This window comes from Lysinibacillus sp. NPDC058147, assembly GCF_042884205.1.
Taxonomy (GTDB): domain Bacteria; phylum Bacillota; class Bacilli; order Bacillales_A; family Planococcaceae; genus Lysinibacillus.
In genome coordinates this window covers 175,442-193,136 of sequence record NZ_JBHVUJ010000002.1, presented here as the reverse complement: position 1 = coordinate 193,136, position 17,695 = coordinate 175,442, and the positions used below count along the sequence as shown (strand labels likewise).

Sequence of the window (17,695 nt, the reverse complement as noted above, 5' to 3'; positions counted from 1 at the left end):
GGGCAACAAATGATTTTTGCGCGAAAGTGTAGCGCTAATGAAGTGCCAGTATATGTTCTTCAAAAGGATTACTATGATTACCTGATACTCTATTTAGTTATTGAATGGTCATCAATCGCTTTAACAGCTAGTTCCAACGCTTTAATCCTTCTTTCTAAAAGCGTTCTTTGGGGACTACCAACCTTTGACTTCATGTATATGTTCTCTATTGATGGTAATAAACCAGCGATAACATTGCGCGCTACGGCTAAATCTTTTTGGGTATAATGATGGGGGCTTTGATTCCAAACATTTTCTAGCATCGCTAATCCAATGCAAACAGCTTTAAGTCGTTTCTTTACTAAAGTAGTATTTGCGCCTTTCTCGGTCATCTGAGACAAGGCATTTTCAAGTTTGCTGATTGTCGATTGTAAAGATTTTATTGATTCCAATTTTTCTACATTTGTTACGTTTTCCATAATAGTACTGACCTTTCTTCGTTTCTGAAATATACTTTTCGTTACTGAAAATCATTAAAAATTTGATTTAACTCGCAATATTTTATCATAATTACACAAGGAATTCTCAAAAACCTGGCCCAATTGAATAGCCTCTCCTATACGTCTATTCACATCTTCAAGGGACTTGCTTGAATAGAGAATGAAGAAAACATTTCATTTATAAAAACAAAAAACGCCTGAATTTCCAAGCGTTTTTCGTTATTTCGCGGCCTTCGCATATATTTGTAATGCTTTTTTATCAATTTTCCCGACACTTGTTTTTGGTAATTCATCGATAAAAATGATCTTTTTCGGAATTTTGTAGCGACCTAGATGCTTGCTACAGATTTCTTTGATTTCTTCTAATATTGTATCTTTCTTATCCTGACAAACGATCACGGCCGCCACGATTTCTCCCCAATATTCATCAGCCACTCCAATCACAGCAACCTCTTGCACTAGCTGATGGCGTAAAATACATTGCTCTACCTCCTGGGGATAAACATTTTCACCACCAGAAATAATCATCTCTTTACTGCGGCCGACAATGTAAAAGTCACCATCCTCATCCATCAGTGCTAAATCGCCAGTTTTTAACCACCCATCTTGAATGATTCTTTCTGTCTCCTGTTGATTGTTCCAGTAAAAGCGAAACATATGCTTTCCTTTAACTAATAGTTCTCCTACCTCATTTGGTGTACAACTTTCTCCTGCACTATTGATAATTTTAGCTTCATTGAATTGCATGCTCTTCCCCACAGCACCTTTTTTCAAATAGGCTACCTCTCGAGAAATATAAAAATTATTTGGCCCTGCTTCTGTTAAGCCATAGCCCTCTTTAAAAAATAGATCCTTCTTCAAAAACGCATCATATATTGGATACGGACATGGAGCACCCCCTGATAAAAAAACTTTCACTGAAGGAAAGCTACTCTTCTGAAAGTAATTCGTCGCAATCATCGCTTGGTACATGGTTGGCACAAAAAGCGAAATCGTTGTCTTATACTGATTAATCGCCTTCAAAGCGTTTTCTGCCTCAAACTTATCACCAATTACAACTGTACCTCCAGCCATTAGTAGCGGTATACACAGTGCATTTAAACCACCTGTATGAAACAATGGCATATAATTTAACGTACAGTCACTATCACTCAAGCCCCAGCTAATAATAGTATTAATAGCATTCCAATTCACAGAATTAAATGATAGAACTACACCCTTTGGCTTGCCAGTTGTACCCCCTGTATAAATCATTAGCCAAGGATCATTTAGGTCAATTTCTCGAATGTTTAGAGTAGCTCCTTCATTAGCTAAACGAAGAGAATGCATGTTTTCGAAAGATAAAGGACAATTCATTTCTTCATCGTAAAGCAGTAAAGAAGGGGTAGCATCCGCCAAAATATCAGTTAATTCCTTGGTACTCATGCGCCAATTCAATGGCACGTAGATAAGTCCTCTTAATCCACAGGCGAATAAGACAGCAAAAAGCTGAATATGATTTTTCGCAAATACGGCTATACGACTCCCTGCCTGCATGTTTTGGCGCTCAAAAAAATGACTCCATTTTGCAATTTCATCTGTTAACTGCTGATAAGTCCACTGCTCTTTTGTTTCTAGGTTCACCAATGCTAAGCGTTTCGGTGTTAGCGATGCACGTTTTAAAATCCAGGATTGCTCTACAAACATCTTGAAAGCCTCCTTATCACATCATAATTGCTCCATCCACATGAAGCGTGTGACCGTGGACATAAGAAGCCTCATCAGATGCTAAAAATAAATAAGCATTGGCAATATCTCTCGGTGTTCCTAATCTTTGCAGTGGTACGATGGAGCGCATTTGTGCTAGCACATTTTCTGGCATTTTCTTCACCATGTCCGTTTCTGTAAAGCCAGGTGCCACCGCATTAACATTGATACCCTTGCGCCCTAATTCCTTCGCCCAAGTTTTGGTCATACCGACGATAGCAGCCTTAGTGGCAGCGTAATTCGTTTGACCAACATTTCCATAGACACCACTAACAGAAGATGTATTTATAATTTTGCCTCCACCGGCTGCAATCATATGTGGAATTACTTCTTGTGTACAATGAAACACTCCAGTCAAATTCACATCAAGCACCTGCTGAAACTGATCTTCCGTCATTTTTGTTAACATCGCATCACGTGTAATACCTGCATTATTCACTAAAATATCGACTCGGCCCGTATGCTCTATGACTGTAGCTACTAAGTTTTTGACGCTCTCTCTATCTGCAACGTCTACTTGCACAAATAATGCTTGATCCCCTAAATGTTTGGTTGCTAAAACACCAGCATCTTCATTAAAATCTGCAATGACAACGAATGCTCCCTCTTCAATAAATCGTTCAGCAGCCGCATAGCCAATCCCGTTCGCAGCTCCTGTAATAATGGCAACTTTATTGTTTAAACGCATACTTTTTTCCTCCAATTTCTAAAAAAGCTTCGATTTCAGATGTTAGCTGTGGCAAATCATCAATTAATGGGGAGTGACCGCAGTTTTTTAAACTGACGAATTGTGCATTTGCCCCTAGATCGAGCATTGTTTCGTCATTCATTCCCTCTGTTATGACGTAATCTCGATCTCCTCTTAACACTAAAACTGGAATGGTAATCTGTTGTACCTCATGAGTGCCTTTTGTGACCTCATGATCAACAGCACTTATATTAAAGACATTTAATGCATGATAAACTTCAGCGAGATTTCGTTGTGTCAGCATATCGTCCACATATGTCTGATAGCGTTCTGGGTTAGGCTGATTATGGGTGTATATAAGTGCGTTCCAGAGCGACTGTAAGCCTTGCACATTTTTCGAATCATAGAAGCCTTGTACTAATTTTGTTTTAGATGTATCGACGAGTACCTCTTCATAGGTAAATGCCCTCTTGAACGATGCTTGATTGCCAGTACCTAAATCCGTGTAAAATGGATAGCCTCTCGTAGATGCCGAGGCTAGTAAAATAAGCTGCTGACAATAGCCTGGATACTGAGCGACAAACTGCATACATACAGCTCCGCCCGTTGACCAGCCAATCATGTCAAACTGTTTCAATTGAATGGCGTCTACAAAAAGCTTCACATCATCGCTAAAATCTTTAATCGCGGAAATTGGTTTATGATATGATGAACTACCAAAACCTCGTAAATCCATTGCGTAAATTGTATATTTTTCATCCAACGCGTCGATTAGAACATCCCAATGCTTGGAGGATGTCATATTACCATGAATAAGTAATAAAACACGATCTCCCCCTTGACGTTTACGATAAGCAATCGTTTCTCCATTTGATAACTGAACAGTTCTTAACATCGCTTTTCCCCCTTATCCCCATCGAATCGTAATAGCTCCCCAAACATAGCCAATACCTGCACTAACAAGAGTGACGATGTCTCCATCGTGAATACGGCCTTCTTCTAATGCCAACTGCAATGATACGATTTGGTCAATCTGTCCGATATGACCGTACTCTTGTAAGTATATGGACTGCTCCTGCCCTAACCCTAATTCAGATAAAATATAATCATGAGCAGACCTTTTCATGTGAAGCATTGCTAAATAGCCAATATCCCCCTCATTTAATCCACTTTTCGCCAAGGATGTTCGAATTACCTTTAAAAAATTGCTTAAAGATTTTTGCTCTAAGCGTTCCTTCATTCCAATCGGATCGATCACATCAAGCTGATACAAATTATTTTCTAAATCATAAGGCGTCAAAGGTTTTTTTGTACCACCGACAGGCACAACTACATCCTCTGAGAACGAGCCATCCGTCATAATATCCGCCTCTAATAATTGATTTTTGTCATAGTTTTTTTGTAACAAGATAGCGCCACCACCTGCAGCTAAATTGTACATAAAGCGTGTTCGAGGATTACTGTAATCGATAAAATCAACATTTCGATAGCCACCAGCTAGGAGTACAGTATGAATAGTATCATCCGAAGCCATTAAGCTTTTTGCTAATTTTAATGCCATAATGGTCGTGCCGCACCTTAATTGCACATCGAATGCCAAAGCATTTACTGCCCCTAGCTCCTCCTGCATTTTTATTGAGGCAGTCCACAAGGGATACTCCTTATGCTCCTCCCCCATATAAATAACAACATCAATGTCCTTCGAGTCGATATTAGCCTTGCGTATAGCGTCTTGCGCTGCCCATACCCCCATTTGAACCGTATGATCGTGCTCACCAGGAATAGGCTTTTCATAGATGCCCATTTTTTTTCGAATAATATCCTCTGGAATATTGGAAAGCGCCGCAATTTCTTTAGATGTCATTTTCGTTTTTGGAATATAGATTCCTGTACTTACAATGCCTACAGTCATTCAAATCGCTCCTTTTCCTGTGGCAGGGTAACCGATGATTGGTCTTGTTTCTTGTGCTTTAATCGCCATTTCCAAAACATCATGCGCAGTGATCCAATAATTCCTTTTGGGAAAAAGATAACAGCTAAAATATAAAGTATCCCAAAGAAGATAATCCAACGTTCAAATATTGGATAATCACGAGCTAACCCTGAAAGTGCATGTTGTGCATATTCAATAACAGCCGAACCTAGTAATGGTCCTACTAGTGTGCCAACACCGCCAATAATCGTCATTAATAATGCATCTAGCGTAATGTCCATCGTCATCACACTCGTATTGACAAAACGGAGTGACACAGCATATAAGGAGCCTGCTAAACTTGCAACGATTCCTGCGACAACGGATGCAATCACTTTATAGTACAAAGTGTTATAGCCTAATGATTTTGTTCGTTGTTCATTTTCCCGAACAGCAATTAAAATTCGACCAGTTGGCGAGTTAACGAAGCGATATAGGACAATAAAAATAACGACTAAACATGTTAGCACAAAGAAATAGAACGTCATTCGATCTCTAAACATTTCGGGTGCTCTAAACGTAAAGCCATCGTTTCCGTATGTGACAGAACGCCATTTTTCCGCCACTACTAAAAATAGTCCCGAAAAAGATAATGTCAGCATCGCAAAGAAATGACTTTTTAATCGAAGTGTCAGTAATCCTACTAAGAAACTAATGAACCCTGCTAGCAACATGCCGACTACGATTGATACTAAAAATGTAGAAAGTGTTGGCTCCATTTGTTTCAGCATGACAGCCGTCGTGTAGGCACCTAAACCAAAAAACATCGCATGCCCGAACGACACAATACCTGTATAGCCAAGGAGAATGTCATAGCTCATCGCTAAAATACCGAAAATAAAGATTTGTGTTAATAAAATAATGAGCGTCCTTGAATCATTGACGAAAGGGAGAAGCACTAAAATAGCTAACATTAGGAAAAAGCATACATGCTGCAATGAAAGCCTCATTTTCATGTTGATCTCTCCTTTCTCATAGCAAATAAGCCTTGTGGACGGAAAATTAAAACAATAGCCATTAAAATCATATTGACCGCAAGCGATAGAACTGGCACATAATAAGCCATGAAACTACCTGCTAAACCGACTAATATAGCTGCCAAAAGTGAGCCCGAAAAACTGCCCATTCCTCCGATTACAACAACGATAAAACCTAAGATTGCATACTCCATGCCCATTTCCGCATAGATGACACCTGAATATGGAGCCATTAACATGCCACTAAGTGCTGCTAGTGCCGCACCAACCATAAAGACATATAAAAATACTCGTTTTATATGAATGCCAAGTGCCTGTGCCATTTCTTTATCCTGTACACCTGCCCGAACGACAAGCCCAATCTTCGTTCTCTTTAACATGTATTGGAATATACCGAAAATGATAAAACCTACTACAATAATAAATAATCGATATTTAATGATAATAACGTCTCCAATTTCCCAGCTACCTGTTAAGTAACTCGGTGTTTTCACTGCCACACCATTTGGGCCAAAAACAACTTTAATCATCTCTTGTAGCACGAGCATCAGCCCTAATGTAATTAAAATTTGCTGAATATGATTACCATAGACAGGAGTTATAATTAATTTTTCAGTAATGAGTCCGAGTAAAGCCCCTGTTACGATGGCACCAACAGCTCCGATTAAAAAGCTCTCAGTGAATATATACGTAAAGATTCCAGCATAAGCCCCCCAAACGAATAAACCTCCATGTGCAAAGTTCAAAACATCCATTAGTCCAAAAATTAACGTCAGACCTGCCGCTAGTAAAAAAATTAACATGCCAGTTGCAAGGCCATTAATGACTAAATTGACGAATAACTCCAATAAAGTACACCACCTTTATCCGATTCCAAGATATTTTCTTTTTAGTTCGTCATGATGGATTAGATCCTGCATGTTGCCCGAGTGAACAGTTCTACCATCGTCAATCAATGTATACGTATCGCCAATTCGGCTCGCCATCATAAAATTTTGCTCTACAAGTACGATGGACGTTTGCTTTTTCATTTCAATGATTGCCTCCATTACTTTCTCTATCACTATCGGCGCCAGTCCTTTAGAAGGCTCATCAATCAACATTAATTTACTATCATTGATAAATGCCCTTGCCATGGACAGCATTTGTTTTTGACCACCCGAAAGATGTCCACCAGCTTTCTTCCAAAACTTCTTTAAATCAGGAAACAACTCCAGCACATAATTTTGTCGCTCGAAACTAGCTGTATCTTCTTTACGCATAGCCACTTTCATATTTTCCTCTACCGTTAAATCTGCAAAAATCCCTTGATTTTCAGGTACATAGCCTATTCCTAATTTTGCAACTTTATAAGTGGGGCTTCTTTTTATAGAATGTGAGCAAAATTCTACCTCTCCATTTGAAGCAGGCGTTAACCCCATAATCGTTTTTAAAGTAGTCGTTTTACCCGCCCCATTTCTACCAAGCAGTACACTTACCTGGCCCTCCATTGCCTCAAAATCGACCCCCTGCAAAATATGATATTGACCGATATATGTGTGGACATCATTTAATTTCAGTAAGGTGTTCATCGTACAGACCTCCTAAATATGCATTTTGTACGGTTTCGTTTTTCATGATATCCTCTGGTGTTCCATCTGCAAGAAGCTGACCATTAAATAGGACCATTATCGAGTCCGATAAATCTAGAATCATATCCATTTTGTGTTCAATGAGCAGAATTGTTTTATCACCTTGATTTTTAATGGTGCGAATAACTTCTAAAATCGTTGGCACCTCCTCTAAAGACATACCTGCCGTTGGTTCATCAAGTAAAAGGATTTCCGTATCAAGTGCTAACAGCATAGCAATTTCAAGCTTCCTCTTTTCCCCGTGGGATAGCATTGTCGTAAAGGCATCTCTTTTATTGTCAAGCAATACAAGTGTTAATAGCTCCTCGGCTTTTTCGGTAATCGCCTTATAGCTTTTGTAATGGCGAAATAATTGGTAACGAATTTTCTCCTTGGATTGAACAGCTAAACGGACATTTTCTAACACTGTCAAGTTCGGAAAAACATTCGTAATTTGAAAAGATCGTCCGAGACCCATTCGTGTTCTTTCAATTGCGGATTTTTTCGCAAGTGATTGTCCCTTATAATAGACATCCCCGGCAGTCGGTTTTAACTCTCCACTAAGCAAATTAAAAAAGGTTGTTTTTCCAGCTCCATTTGGTCCAATAATTGATTTCAAATGCTTTTCCGGCATATTAAAATTCACCTGGTCGACAGCTGTGTGTCCGCCAAAACGAATAGTTAAGTTTTCTGTTCGTAAAATAGGTTCCATCGTATTCTCCTTTCTAGTACTTCTATCACTCTTCACCCATTCTCATTTGAAAGTGGATGAAGAGAGACAGAAAAATATCTGTCTCGTAATCTCACTTATTCATTATCGGAGGAGCCGTTTCTTCAGGGCTAAGCTCACGAATTAGAACTGGTACTGGATAATCTACACCATCTTGTTTTTCTAAACGGACAGAATACATCGACTGTAATGCTTGATGGTCTTCTTTACGGAAAGTCATCGTTCCTTTTGGTGTTTCAAATGACATCCCTTCCATAATGCCGATAAGCTTTTCCGCATCTGTATCACCATTTGATTTTTTCAGCGCATCAACAATAGAGATAGCTGCAGACATTCCTCCTGGCGTAAATAAATCCGGAACGTCATTAAAGCGTTTTTGATGTTCCTCCACTAACCATTTATTGACATCATTTTGTGGTAACGTGTTATAATAAACAGAGAACCCTTCCATACCAATTAACGGATTCATAAGTTTTAATGCAACAATATCTGGTGCACCCGTTGAAATTTTAATGCCCTTTTCCTGAATTTTTAAATCTGCAATTTGATTCCACGGAGAGTTTGCTCCGGCCCATACGACAAATAAATAATCTGGTTTTGCAGCAATTACTTTTTGCAAGTTGGACGTAAAATCAGTTGCTGCTGGATCTGCATATTCCTCTAAAACAATTTCAGCGCCTAGCTTTTCTGCAGCTGTCTTAAATGCCTTTACACCATCCCAACCAAAAGAATAATCCGGTGCAAACGTTGCGATTTTAACACCCTTTCCCGCAATCGCTGCCGCTGCTGCATAAGCATCCTGAGAAGAATTTCGACCTGTACGGAAAATATATTTATTAAATTCTGAGCCCGTAATGCTATCCGCTACTGCAGGCTCCACCACCATAATCTTTTGATATTCTTCCGCAAGAGGTAAAACAGCGAGCGTATCACCTGAACTAGAGGAACCAACTAAGAAATCAACCTTGTCATCTTCTAATAGCTTTGTCGCTTTTTGTACCGCTACTTCAGGCTTTGTTTCTGTATCTTCATAGACAATTTCTATTTTCTTACCATTAACCTCCATCGTACCGCCTGTAGCATACTCAATCCCTAAATCAAAGCCATGCTGTGTTTGTTTCCCGTACGACTCAAGAGCACCCGTCAAAGACGCAAGCACACCAATTTTAATAGTACCCCCTTCCTCAGTAGTCCCCTTTGTATCATCCTCCGAATCCTTACCTCCACTTGAACTATCCTTCGCCCCCTCTGAATTACATGCCACTATTAACATTGTCAACATCAATAAAAGCATAATTAACCAATGCTTCTTCATCCCAAAACCCCTTTCATATTAAGCTAAAAAGAAAGCGCTTTCGTTGCTATATCCACTATATAAAACTCCAGTTACAAATTAGTTACAAAAAATGAGCTGCCCTAAAGGGTAGCTCATTTTTCTGCGACGAAAGTGGAGCACAGTTTTGAGATTTATCGAGAACTTTTGATTGTTTATCGACCAACTTTATCGTTTTATCACCCAACTTTTTTAATTTATCACCAAACTTTCGAAAAATATCGATATCTACCTTCATGCACTCTATCTGACCGCACTGATGGTTTGTGTCACTTCACTTGATCAAAGGGTTTTCTAAAGTCTTTACTTTTCGCTTTTTCAGTAATATACCTTGTGAGGAGCGACTTTTTCTGCGAAGAAAGCGTAACGGCAGTCGCAAGGGGCCCTGTCGCAAATGTATAGCGGTAGCGAACAGGGGGAAGGTGAAAGCTATGGTGGTGCATTTTTAAGATTTATAACATTAGCTAATGGATTTTTCATTCTGGTGATTGGAGTTATAAGGTGGATTTTAATTTTAGTAAAAAAGTGAATTGATATTTTGCTTTTCAAGTAACGGGGATTTAGTTAAATTTCAATTCATGAACTATCAAAACAAAAAAAACGGATTTAATCTACACGCTTTGTAGATTAAATCCGCCTTTTAGTTTTAACAGCAACAATCTTTTGGAAAAGCCTTAATTAAAAAATTTTTTCTTGTTATTTTTGATGTAATTACCGACAATTACAAAGTAAATAACAGCTATGAAATTAATTATGCTTAATGTTAGACCTGATAGATTGGACCATGGGAGTACAAAAAGCCAAAATACTACTAAAATTGAACTCAATACATATAGCCCTTTGAATCGATCTGTCATTTGTAATTCCCCCCTTTTTCCTTCTTTGATGATTTTATCTTTCAAGAAATTATCTCCTTTAATTAATTCATCAATGCTAATGTTGAAAAGATCACTCAATGTAATAAGTGTTTCAATATTTGGATAGCTTTTTTCAAGCTCCCATTTAGAAATAGATTGTCTACTTATATTTAATTTTATGGCTAATTCTTCTTGTGATAAATTATGTTTTAAGCGTTCTTCTTTTAGCTTTTTATAGAACTCCATGATTTCAACTCCTAAATTTCATTTTTACCATAACTTACTATAACTTACTATAACTTATAAAAATTTGTAAGAATCGCAAGGTAGAATGATGTAACCTCAGAGTAGAAAATGCTTGCTACAAATGGTTGCTCTCCCGCAACTGGGCGTGATTGCGGAAGAACATAGGAAAAAATGATCAAACTTTTTTATAACAATGTAAACTATTCCATAAGAAAAGAATCCATTTTGATCAATCTTTTTTCAAAACGGATTCTTTTAATTTGCCTGCCATTATTGCATCCGAAAGGCATAAACAGCTACATTATCACGTTAGATGCTTTTTTTAAAAATGTTTTCAACTCAAATCAGAAAAATTTTCCATTTACGTGCGAGTGTTCCACAAAAATTTCGTTATAGTATGTATAACGATCATAAGGAGTGACAAAATGAATGATTTTATCGAACGGCTTCAACGACATGATGAAAATGCTCTTAAATATGTAGTTGAACACTATTTAGGATTTGTGAAGGCAATTACTTTGAAAGTTTTAGACAAACCATCAGATCACATGCAAGTAGAGGAATGTGTAAATGATGTATTCCTTCTAATATGGCAAAAAAGTAATTATTTCATCGGGGGAGAAGCAGATTTTAAAAAGTGGATAGGGATGATTACTAAATATAAAGCGATTGATATTTATCGAAAACAGCAAAAACAACTTGCTACACTACCTATGGATAATATTCCACCTCTTATTGCTTCAGATAATATTGAACAAGAACTGGATAAATTGTATGCCAAAGAACAATTGCTTCTTGAAATAATGCATCTACCTGATATAGATAGAGAATTATTTTTAATGAGGTATTATCTAGAATATTCAAATAGTGAAATAGCAGAAATTCTACATATTTCAATATCAGCAGTGGAAAGTCGTTTATATCGGGGAAAGAAAAAGCTTGCTAAAAATCCTAAATTAAAGGAGTGCTGGATATGATTAAGGAAAAAAGTATCTTACAGTTAGATTTAGAAGAAATTATACCAGTAGTGGTTTCAAAAAATGAAAAGCAAAAGGTAATTAACACCGTTTTACAAAAGAAAACAAAGACAAAGAAAACCCGTAAATGGGCAATTGCTTCCATTTTTGCTATTGGAATTAGCTCAACATGCTTAATAAATTTTCCATCTGTGGCTTCAAAATTATTAATAAAGGATTTAGAAATATACGAAACTCTGTCATCAAAACAGCATGAATTTATTTTTAATCGTATTTCGATTTCTGGAAATTCAGCATACATTTACTTTAGCTGTGATATGGACTTTGCTACTGAATTCATAACTTTAGACATAGTTGATAATTTAGAAAACAAATATGAAGAAACAACAGGAACGGCGACAACAAAAGTAACTGATGATTACTCGAATGGTCAAGCAATAATAAGTAACTTTAATGCTAAGGCTTCCGCAATATTCATTACGCCAGTAATTCGTACATTGGATAACGAGGGGAAAGTCATTAAAGAAAGACTCGAGACTATAAAAATTGATATAGATTCCTATGAGGAAAATACGGGATAAGATTTTAGACAGAAAGAATCCCATGAATTTATTGAGTAAGTAAATGCTTCAACAGATCAAGGGATTTCATTCTGTCATTTTATTTAAAATATCAATCGTTAAATTCCTCTACCCTATCCAACCATTCAAGCATAAGACTATTAAACAAACTCGCTTGCTCAATTTGCAAGTTATGCCCGGCCTTATCTAAAATTGTGAAGGCTGCTCTTGGGAATTTATCTAAAATGGCAAAAGCGTCCTTATAGCCAACCATGGAATCCTGTTTACCTAGCAAAAATAAGCAAGGTTTATCAAATGAAATCTCATCTACAAGAAAAGAAAAACTATAGCTTTTTTGGATTTTTTCTAAAAATTCTACATCTGCGTTTTCTTGTCCTGCTAATACTTCATTCGTGTATCGCTGACAATTATATTCATCTAAAACAACGAGATGGGAGCTAAAATCTTCTAGCTCCTGTTTCGTTAGTGACGATAAGAAGTCTTTATCCGCCGAGACAACACTTTGTTCTGGCACAGTTCGACTTTGTTTATCTGGAATAATCAACGGACAAATAAACGCTGCTCCTAAAATTTGTTCATGATACTCTCTCATAATTCCACGGACTAAATATCCACCATAAGATTCTCCTACCAATAAATAACGTTCATTTGGTAGTAAGGTATGAATTAGTTCCATTACGGCCACTAGCATTTCATCTGAGTTATTGATCTTTTCGTAGTCTGTCGTCTTGCCCATCCCTGGAAGATCAATATAAATTCGTTTCCAGCCCTCCCTTTCGGCAAAAACGGGCTCCATACATCCCTTCATTAGTCTATGATCTGGCGAATATCCATGGAGCATGACGATTGGTGTTCCAGTCCCAATAACTTCATAGTAAATATTCGCCTTACTCACCTTACAAAATGACATAATAGTTCCTCCAAATATTATTATAAAGTGGATTCTGTTCCGACTGAGCGTTTTCCTTAGGTCGTCCAGTCTCCATTACAATCCATGAGTCGTTATTACAAAAAATGGTTGTTACACAAAATATACACTACCCCATTATTAAATCATATACAACCATTGTCGATTCCATTGGTGTTGTATTTAGTTCGCTTTTTAATTGCTGCACACATTTTTCATACCATTTTAATGCAAGGGAGCGGTTTTGTAATTGATAGTAACTATACATTAACAATCGATAGCCTTCTTCCCATAGTGCATCCTCACGAATCATTCTTTCTGCATAAAAAATAGCTTGCTTATAATTTTGTTGCCTCGTTGCATTTTGTGCTAATTTTTCCAGTACTTCAATATATAATGATTGCAGCTTTTCTCGATCTTGTATAAGCCAATCTAACTGCTTTTTTTCAGCATAAAGTGCATCCGTATAGCTCATTTCAGCAAGATACAGCCATTCGTTTGACAATTGTGGATCGAACTCCTCCATCCCTAAATCATAAAAATAGAGAAAACGTTCGACATCGATTTGTAGAAATTGGATATGCTGCAACTGATACATATTATTTTTACGCTGGATGAAAAAGCTGTCCTGACGTGCATTTCTATTTGGCTCAAGAACCTTTAATAACGCATTCAATACAACTTTAAAATCTCGATCTAGCGATTCAACATTCCGCTCTGGCCATAATGCTTGTGCAATCTCTTCCTTTGGCGTAAACCGGTTGCGATGACAATACAAATAGACGAAGAGCTCCTTCGATTTATCACGTTGCCATTCTTTATCCTCAATCTTTCGATGCATTCTTATTAAATTTAGACTGCCTAAAAAATTCATCTGTATTTCCTCATGTGGATAAACAATATTATCCTCTACTTGAAAAAAGCTACTCATCGCTAGAATAGCGGCATTTTCTCCATCACACTTTCTACTAAATTGTAAAAGCTCATAAAAGATCATCCTACTCGGTGGACCGAGGATTGTTTTCCTTTGTAAAAAGTAGTCATAACCATTTGTAATACATAACTGTGCAAACTGCTGAAAATAATGATTGAATTGTAGAGGATTATTTTCTTTGAAGGCAATGACAGATTGAAAGAAAAGAACATGCATCTCACCATTTTGATCGCCACAGTCCTGGAATAATCGCTGTGCCTTTATTAATAATTGCCTAGCCCGTTCAAATTCCTGTTGAGAGATAATAATTTTAACCTCAGCGATTAAAATAAGAGCGGTCATCCATGAATCTTGTACTTGCTCCGTTTCCCGTAATCCGAGCGCTACATATTTTTTAGCAGAGATAATATCTCCTTGCGCATGTTTGACAATTGCAAGTCCCATGTATGGCTCGGCCTTCACGCGAGATATATTAATGGTATTCATTAAAGTAAGGGCTTTCTCATAGGCATTACACGCTCCTTGATAGTCAGGAAAATCTACTAATAGTAACGCATGTGCTTTGCGAATATAGCCAACAGACTCAATAAATACCGATTTTTCACGTAACCCCCTACGAATCCCATGCTGAGCGGCATACCAAGCATCCTTCCCTAGCCCTAATAACGCATAGACAAATGATGCCAACAGCTCACTCTCTCTATGTGTCGCGACAAGCTGTGGTGGTAATTCCAATCTTTTCGTCAGCAACTCATTTGCTTCTAGTAGTTGCCCTGTTCTTAACAAAATTCTAACATCGACATTTGATCTTTGTAGCACTTCCTCTGTCAAAGCAACCTCATCCGTAAAAATTTGTGCTCCTTTCGCCTTCCCTATATTCACTAAATTTTCAGCATACTGCCGTTGCAATTCGTGAAGTTCCTCTTCGTTTAACGGCGTATGATTCGCTAACTCTAACGCCCTTTTCAAATGCGGCTCTGCCAATGCCGGCTGGATTGTATCAAGATAAATATGTGCTAAACCTGCTTGTGCTTTCGTCATAAATAGAAAATCATTCTTACTTTTTGCGATGTTTGCACAATTTTCATAGCATTGCCTCGCTTTTTCATAATAAGCACGATAGCGGTGACACTCACCTTCGAAGTAATAAAGTTTGTAATATTCCGATTTTTCATTAGCTGTAAATCGATTTATTTTTTCTACTAACCACTCAAATTGCCCTGCACGGACTAGACTTTCAGCATGATTTTGTAATAGTTCACCACAAAAACCTTGATCATTCGTTTTAAATGCATGATGAAGAACAGCTTGTATATTGTTTTCTTTTACATAATATAATGCTGCTTGTTTATGCAATACAATATATTGCGAAGCATTTTGTTGCCATTTTAGCTCTAAAAAGCGACTGAACAAGGCATGAAAACGATATGAGCCATCCTTTGTGATTGGTTGAATAAATAAATGTCGCTGTACAAACAGGTTTAACGCCTCTGTTATTTCCGTACCATAAATTTGCGTGATAAACTCCTCTGAGAAAGTAGGGAAAATCGCCAGCTTTAATAATGCCTCTTGCTCAAATGTAGACATCTTCAGATATACTTCCTCCGACAAATAGGTGAAAAGGTCATTTGTAGAGATATTTAGCCAATGAGCTAATGTCTCCTTGTTCCATTGTTCAGCTAATAAAGAGATACTAATTGCCCAACCCTCTGTAATTTCCAAAACCTTAGATATTTCATCTTCTGTTAAATGAACTGCTACGTAATCCTCAAAAAAAACAGCGATTTCTTCTGAAGAAAACGCTAATTCTCCTTCTGCAATAACGAGTAATTTTTTTTGTAGCTTTAATCTTCTCGTAATATCCCAATTCGGCAACGTTCTAGAGGCGACGATAAAATGAACATTCGGTGGTGAAAACTCAATTATTTTTTCCATGACATAATTAATATGAAATTCATGGTCAACGAGGTGGTAGTCGTCAATGACAATTAAAATCGGGGATTCGATTTCGCATAAACTGTTGACAAATAGCTTAAACCAACGATTAAGTTCCTCTATTTTCGGAAAACGTGATAATTGATTCCATGCATCAAATTCTTGACCGAAGTTCGGAATAATACGTGTGATACTAAAAAATAAATGCCTTAAGAAGGGCAATATATTATCATCTTCCTCCGACACACTATACCAGGAAAATTTATTTGATTGAGCATGTAGAAATTGTGTAAGGGTTGTTGTTTTGCCATACCCTGCTCCACTATGAATAAGTGTGCAAGAATGGTTTAGGCTTTTTTTTAATGTTTTCATTAATGTTGCTCTACTAATACAATGATTGAACGGACTCGGTGGAATACATTTTGATTGGATAATAATGTCTGTTGTCATTTGGTGATAACCTCCCCATTCAACTGGTTATGTAAGGTTACAACTTCATAGAAAAAATATAAAAATCTTTAAATAGTTAAATTATTGACAGTTTACCATATACTATATGTTAATTTACAGAATTGACTCGTAAAAAAATAAAAAATCCCGATTATCAAATAATATGATAATCGGGATTTGATTAAGTATATTATAAAAGTTCTTTACGTAATTGAGCAGCTGATTTTGGTGATAACAGACCGAATGGGATATCGAATACTGTTTTTGCACCTTTGTCTCCTGCTTGGTTTAAGCGATGAGCTGCACGTGCAAAAGCTACTAGAACACTAGACGTGAAGTTTGGATTACTTTCAAGCTTTAATGAGAATTCAAGAATTTGTTTATCGTTAGCACCGCTCTCACCACTGCGAATAACGAAGCCACCGTGTGGCATGCCAGTGTGGTTAGCTTTAAATTCCTCTTGAGAAATAAAGTTTACTGTTGTGTCATACTCATCAAAATAGTTTGGCATTGTCACAATTTCTTGCTCAACTTTTGCAGCATCTGCCCTTTCCTCAAGAACAACCCAACATTCACGTGCATGTTTTTCACGTGTTGTCAGCTCAGGATTTTCACCGTTACGAACACGGTCTACTGCCTCTTTAATTGGTAATGTGTATTGTACAGCATTTTTAACACCTTCGATGCGACGGATAGCATCTGAGTGACCTTGACTTAAACCGTCTCCCCAGAAAGTATATGTTGTGCCTACTGGTAGAACTGACTCCCCAAGTATACGATTTAATGAGAACAAACCTGGATCCCAGCCAACTGAAATGACTGATACTTTACCAGATTTTTGAGCTGCTTCATCAACAGCTTCGAAAAACTCAGGAATTTTCGCATGTGTATCAAAGCTATCAATTGTATTAAACCATTGTGCAAAGTGTGGTCCTTGCTCAGGTAAATCTGTTGCTGAACCACCACATAAAATCATTACATCAATGTCATTTTGGAATTTTTCAGCATCATCCACTAAATATACGCTTGCATTACTTGCAATGTTTACAGTTGAAGGATCGCGACGTGTGAAAACCGCTACTAATTCCATATCTGGATTTTGCGAGATAGCATACTCTACTCCGCGCCCTAAATTTCCATAACCTACAATACCTACTCGAATTCCACTCATTAAAAATTCCTCCTTACGATTACGTGACAATGTGAAGCCTTTCACGTTAAATCTAATTACAATAATACGTTTTGTTAGGAAAATTCACAATAGTTTGAGTAC

General features: G+C 37.3%; 17 protein-coding genes. 3 read left to right on the top strand and 14 right to left on the bottom strand.

What is annotated here, in order from left to right:
• Nucleotides 1–89: 89 nt before the first annotated feature.
• From ACFVT8_RS06340 to ACFVT8_RS06295, 10 genes are all read right to left on the bottom strand, one after another.
• Nucleotides 90–458, bottom strand: a complete 369-nt coding sequence (locus ACFVT8_RS06340; protein ID WP_387082748.1) for a hypothetical protein — start codon at nt 456–458, stop codon at nt 90–92.
• A gap of 240 nt (nt 459–698) precedes the next feature.
• Nucleotides 699–2,165 carry a class I adenylate-forming enzyme family protein gene (locus ACFVT8_RS06335; RefSeq protein ID WP_387082747.1) on the bottom strand — a complete coding sequence of 489 codons (1,467 nt, stop codon included), beginning with the start codon at nt 2,163–2,165 and terminating at the stop codon, nt 699–701.
• A gap of 16 nt (nt 2,166–2,181) precedes the next feature.
• Nucleotides 2,182–2,913 carry a 3-oxoacyl-ACP reductase FabG gene (gene fabG, locus ACFVT8_RS06330; protein WP_387082746.1) on the bottom strand — a complete coding sequence of 244 codons (732 nt, stop codon included), beginning with the start codon at nt 2,911–2,913 and terminating at the stop codon, nt 2,182–2,184.
• Nucleotides 2,897–3,808 carry an intracellular short-chain-length polyhydroxyalkanoate depolymerase gene (gene phaZ / locus ACFVT8_RS06325; protein WP_387082745.1) on the bottom strand — a complete coding sequence of 304 codons (912 nt, stop codon included), beginning with the start codon at nt 3,806–3,808 and terminating at the stop codon, nt 2,897–2,899. The genes fabG and phaZ overlap by 17 nt, the downstream gene beginning before the upstream one ends.
• A gap of 12 nt (nt 3,809–3,820) precedes the next feature.
• Nucleotides 3,821–4,825 (bottom strand): 3-oxoacyl-ACP synthase, encoded by a 1,005-nt coding sequence (locus ACFVT8_RS06320; RefSeq protein ID WP_387082744.1) that lies wholly within the window; start codon nt 4,823–4,825, stop codon nt 3,821–3,823.
• A complete protein-coding gene (locus ACFVT8_RS06315; protein WP_387083370.1) occupies nt 4,822–5,835 on the bottom strand; it encodes a branched-chain amino acid ABC transporter permease in 1,014 nt (337 codons plus the stop codon). The genes ACFVT8_RS06320 and ACFVT8_RS06315 overlap by 4 nt, the downstream gene beginning before the upstream one ends.
• Nucleotides 5,836–5,837: 2 nt before the next feature.
• On the bottom strand, nt 5,838–6,710 hold the full coding sequence (locus ACFVT8_RS06310) for a branched-chain amino acid ABC transporter permease (protein WP_387082743.1): 873 nt from the start codon (nt 6,708–6,710) through the stop codon (nt 5,838–5,840).
• Between the two features lie 15 nt (nt 6,711–6,725).
• Nucleotides 6,726–7,433 carry an ABC transporter ATP-binding protein gene (locus tag ACFVT8_RS06305; protein WP_387082742.1) on the bottom strand — a complete coding sequence of 236 codons (708 nt, stop codon included), beginning with the start codon at nt 7,431–7,433 and terminating at the stop codon, nt 6,726–6,728.
• The gene (locus tag ACFVT8_RS06300; protein WP_387082741.1) at nt 7,408–8,184 is read right to left on the bottom strand and encodes an ABC transporter ATP-binding protein; all 777 of its coding nucleotides are present in this window, start codon (nt 8,182–8,184) and stop codon (nt 7,408–7,410) included. Before ACFVT8_RS06300 ends, ACFVT8_RS06305 begins: the two co-directional genes overlap by 26 nt.
• 91 nt (nt 8,185–8,275) lie before the next feature.
• Nucleotides 8,276–9,517: a substrate-binding domain-containing protein gene (locus ACFVT8_RS06295; protein ID WP_387082740.1), complete on the bottom strand. Its 1,242-nt coding sequence runs from the start codon at nt 9,515–9,517 to the stop codon at nt 8,276–8,278.
• A gap of 412 nt (nt 9,518–9,929) precedes the next feature.
• Here ACFVT8_RS06295 and ACFVT8_RS06290 point away from each other — a divergent pair, with 412 nt between their 5' ends.
• Nucleotides 9,930–10,064 carry a hypothetical protein gene (locus tag ACFVT8_RS06290; protein WP_387082739.1) on the top strand — a complete coding sequence of 45 codons (135 nt, stop codon included), beginning with the start codon at nt 9,930–9,932 and terminating at the stop codon, nt 10,062–10,064.
• 145 nt (nt 10,065–10,209) lie between these two features.
• Here ACFVT8_RS06290 and ACFVT8_RS06285 read toward each other — a convergent pair whose 3' ends face one another.
• Entirely contained in the window at nt 10,210–10,638 is a 429-nt protein-coding gene (locus ACFVT8_RS06285) for a helix-turn-helix domain-containing protein (protein WP_387082738.1), read from the bottom strand.
• A gap of 425 nt (nt 10,639–11,063) precedes the next feature.
• On the opposite strand from ACFVT8_RS06285, the gene ACFVT8_RS06280 reads away from it, so the two are divergent.
• Nucleotides 11,064–11,615, top strand: a complete 552-nt coding sequence (locus ACFVT8_RS06280) for a sigma-70 family RNA polymerase sigma factor (protein ID WP_387082737.1) — start codon at nt 11,064–11,066, stop codon at nt 11,613–11,615.
• Nucleotides 11,612–12,196 (top strand): hypothetical protein, encoded by a 585-nt coding sequence (locus tag ACFVT8_RS06275; protein ID WP_387082736.1) that lies wholly within the window; start codon nt 11,612–11,614, stop codon nt 12,194–12,196. Before ACFVT8_RS06280 ends, ACFVT8_RS06275 begins: the two co-directional genes overlap by 4 nt.
• A gap of 91 nt (nt 12,197–12,287) precedes the next feature.
• On the opposite strand, the gene ACFVT8_RS06270 is transcribed toward ACFVT8_RS06275, so the two are convergent.
• The 3 genes from ACFVT8_RS06270 to ACFVT8_RS06260 form a co-directional block, all read right to left on the bottom strand.
• Nucleotides 12,288–13,106 carry an alpha/beta fold hydrolase gene (locus ACFVT8_RS06270; RefSeq protein WP_387082735.1) on the bottom strand — a complete coding sequence of 273 codons (819 nt, stop codon included), beginning with the start codon at nt 13,104–13,106 and terminating at the stop codon, nt 12,288–12,290.
• A 127-nt stretch (nt 13,107–13,233) separates the two neighbouring features.
• A complete protein-coding gene (locus tag ACFVT8_RS06265) occupies nt 13,234–16,422 on the bottom strand; it encodes a BTAD domain-containing putative transcriptional regulator (protein ID WP_387082734.1) in 3,189 nt (1,062 codons plus the stop codon).
• A gap of 190 nt (nt 16,423–16,612) precedes the next feature.
• The gene (locus ACFVT8_RS06260; RefSeq protein WP_387082733.1) at nt 16,613–17,593 is read right to left on the bottom strand and encodes a diaminopimelate dehydrogenase; all 981 of its coding nucleotides are present in this window, start codon (nt 17,591–17,593) and stop codon (nt 16,613–16,615) included.
• Between the last annotated feature and the right edge of the window lie 102 nt (nt 17,594–17,695).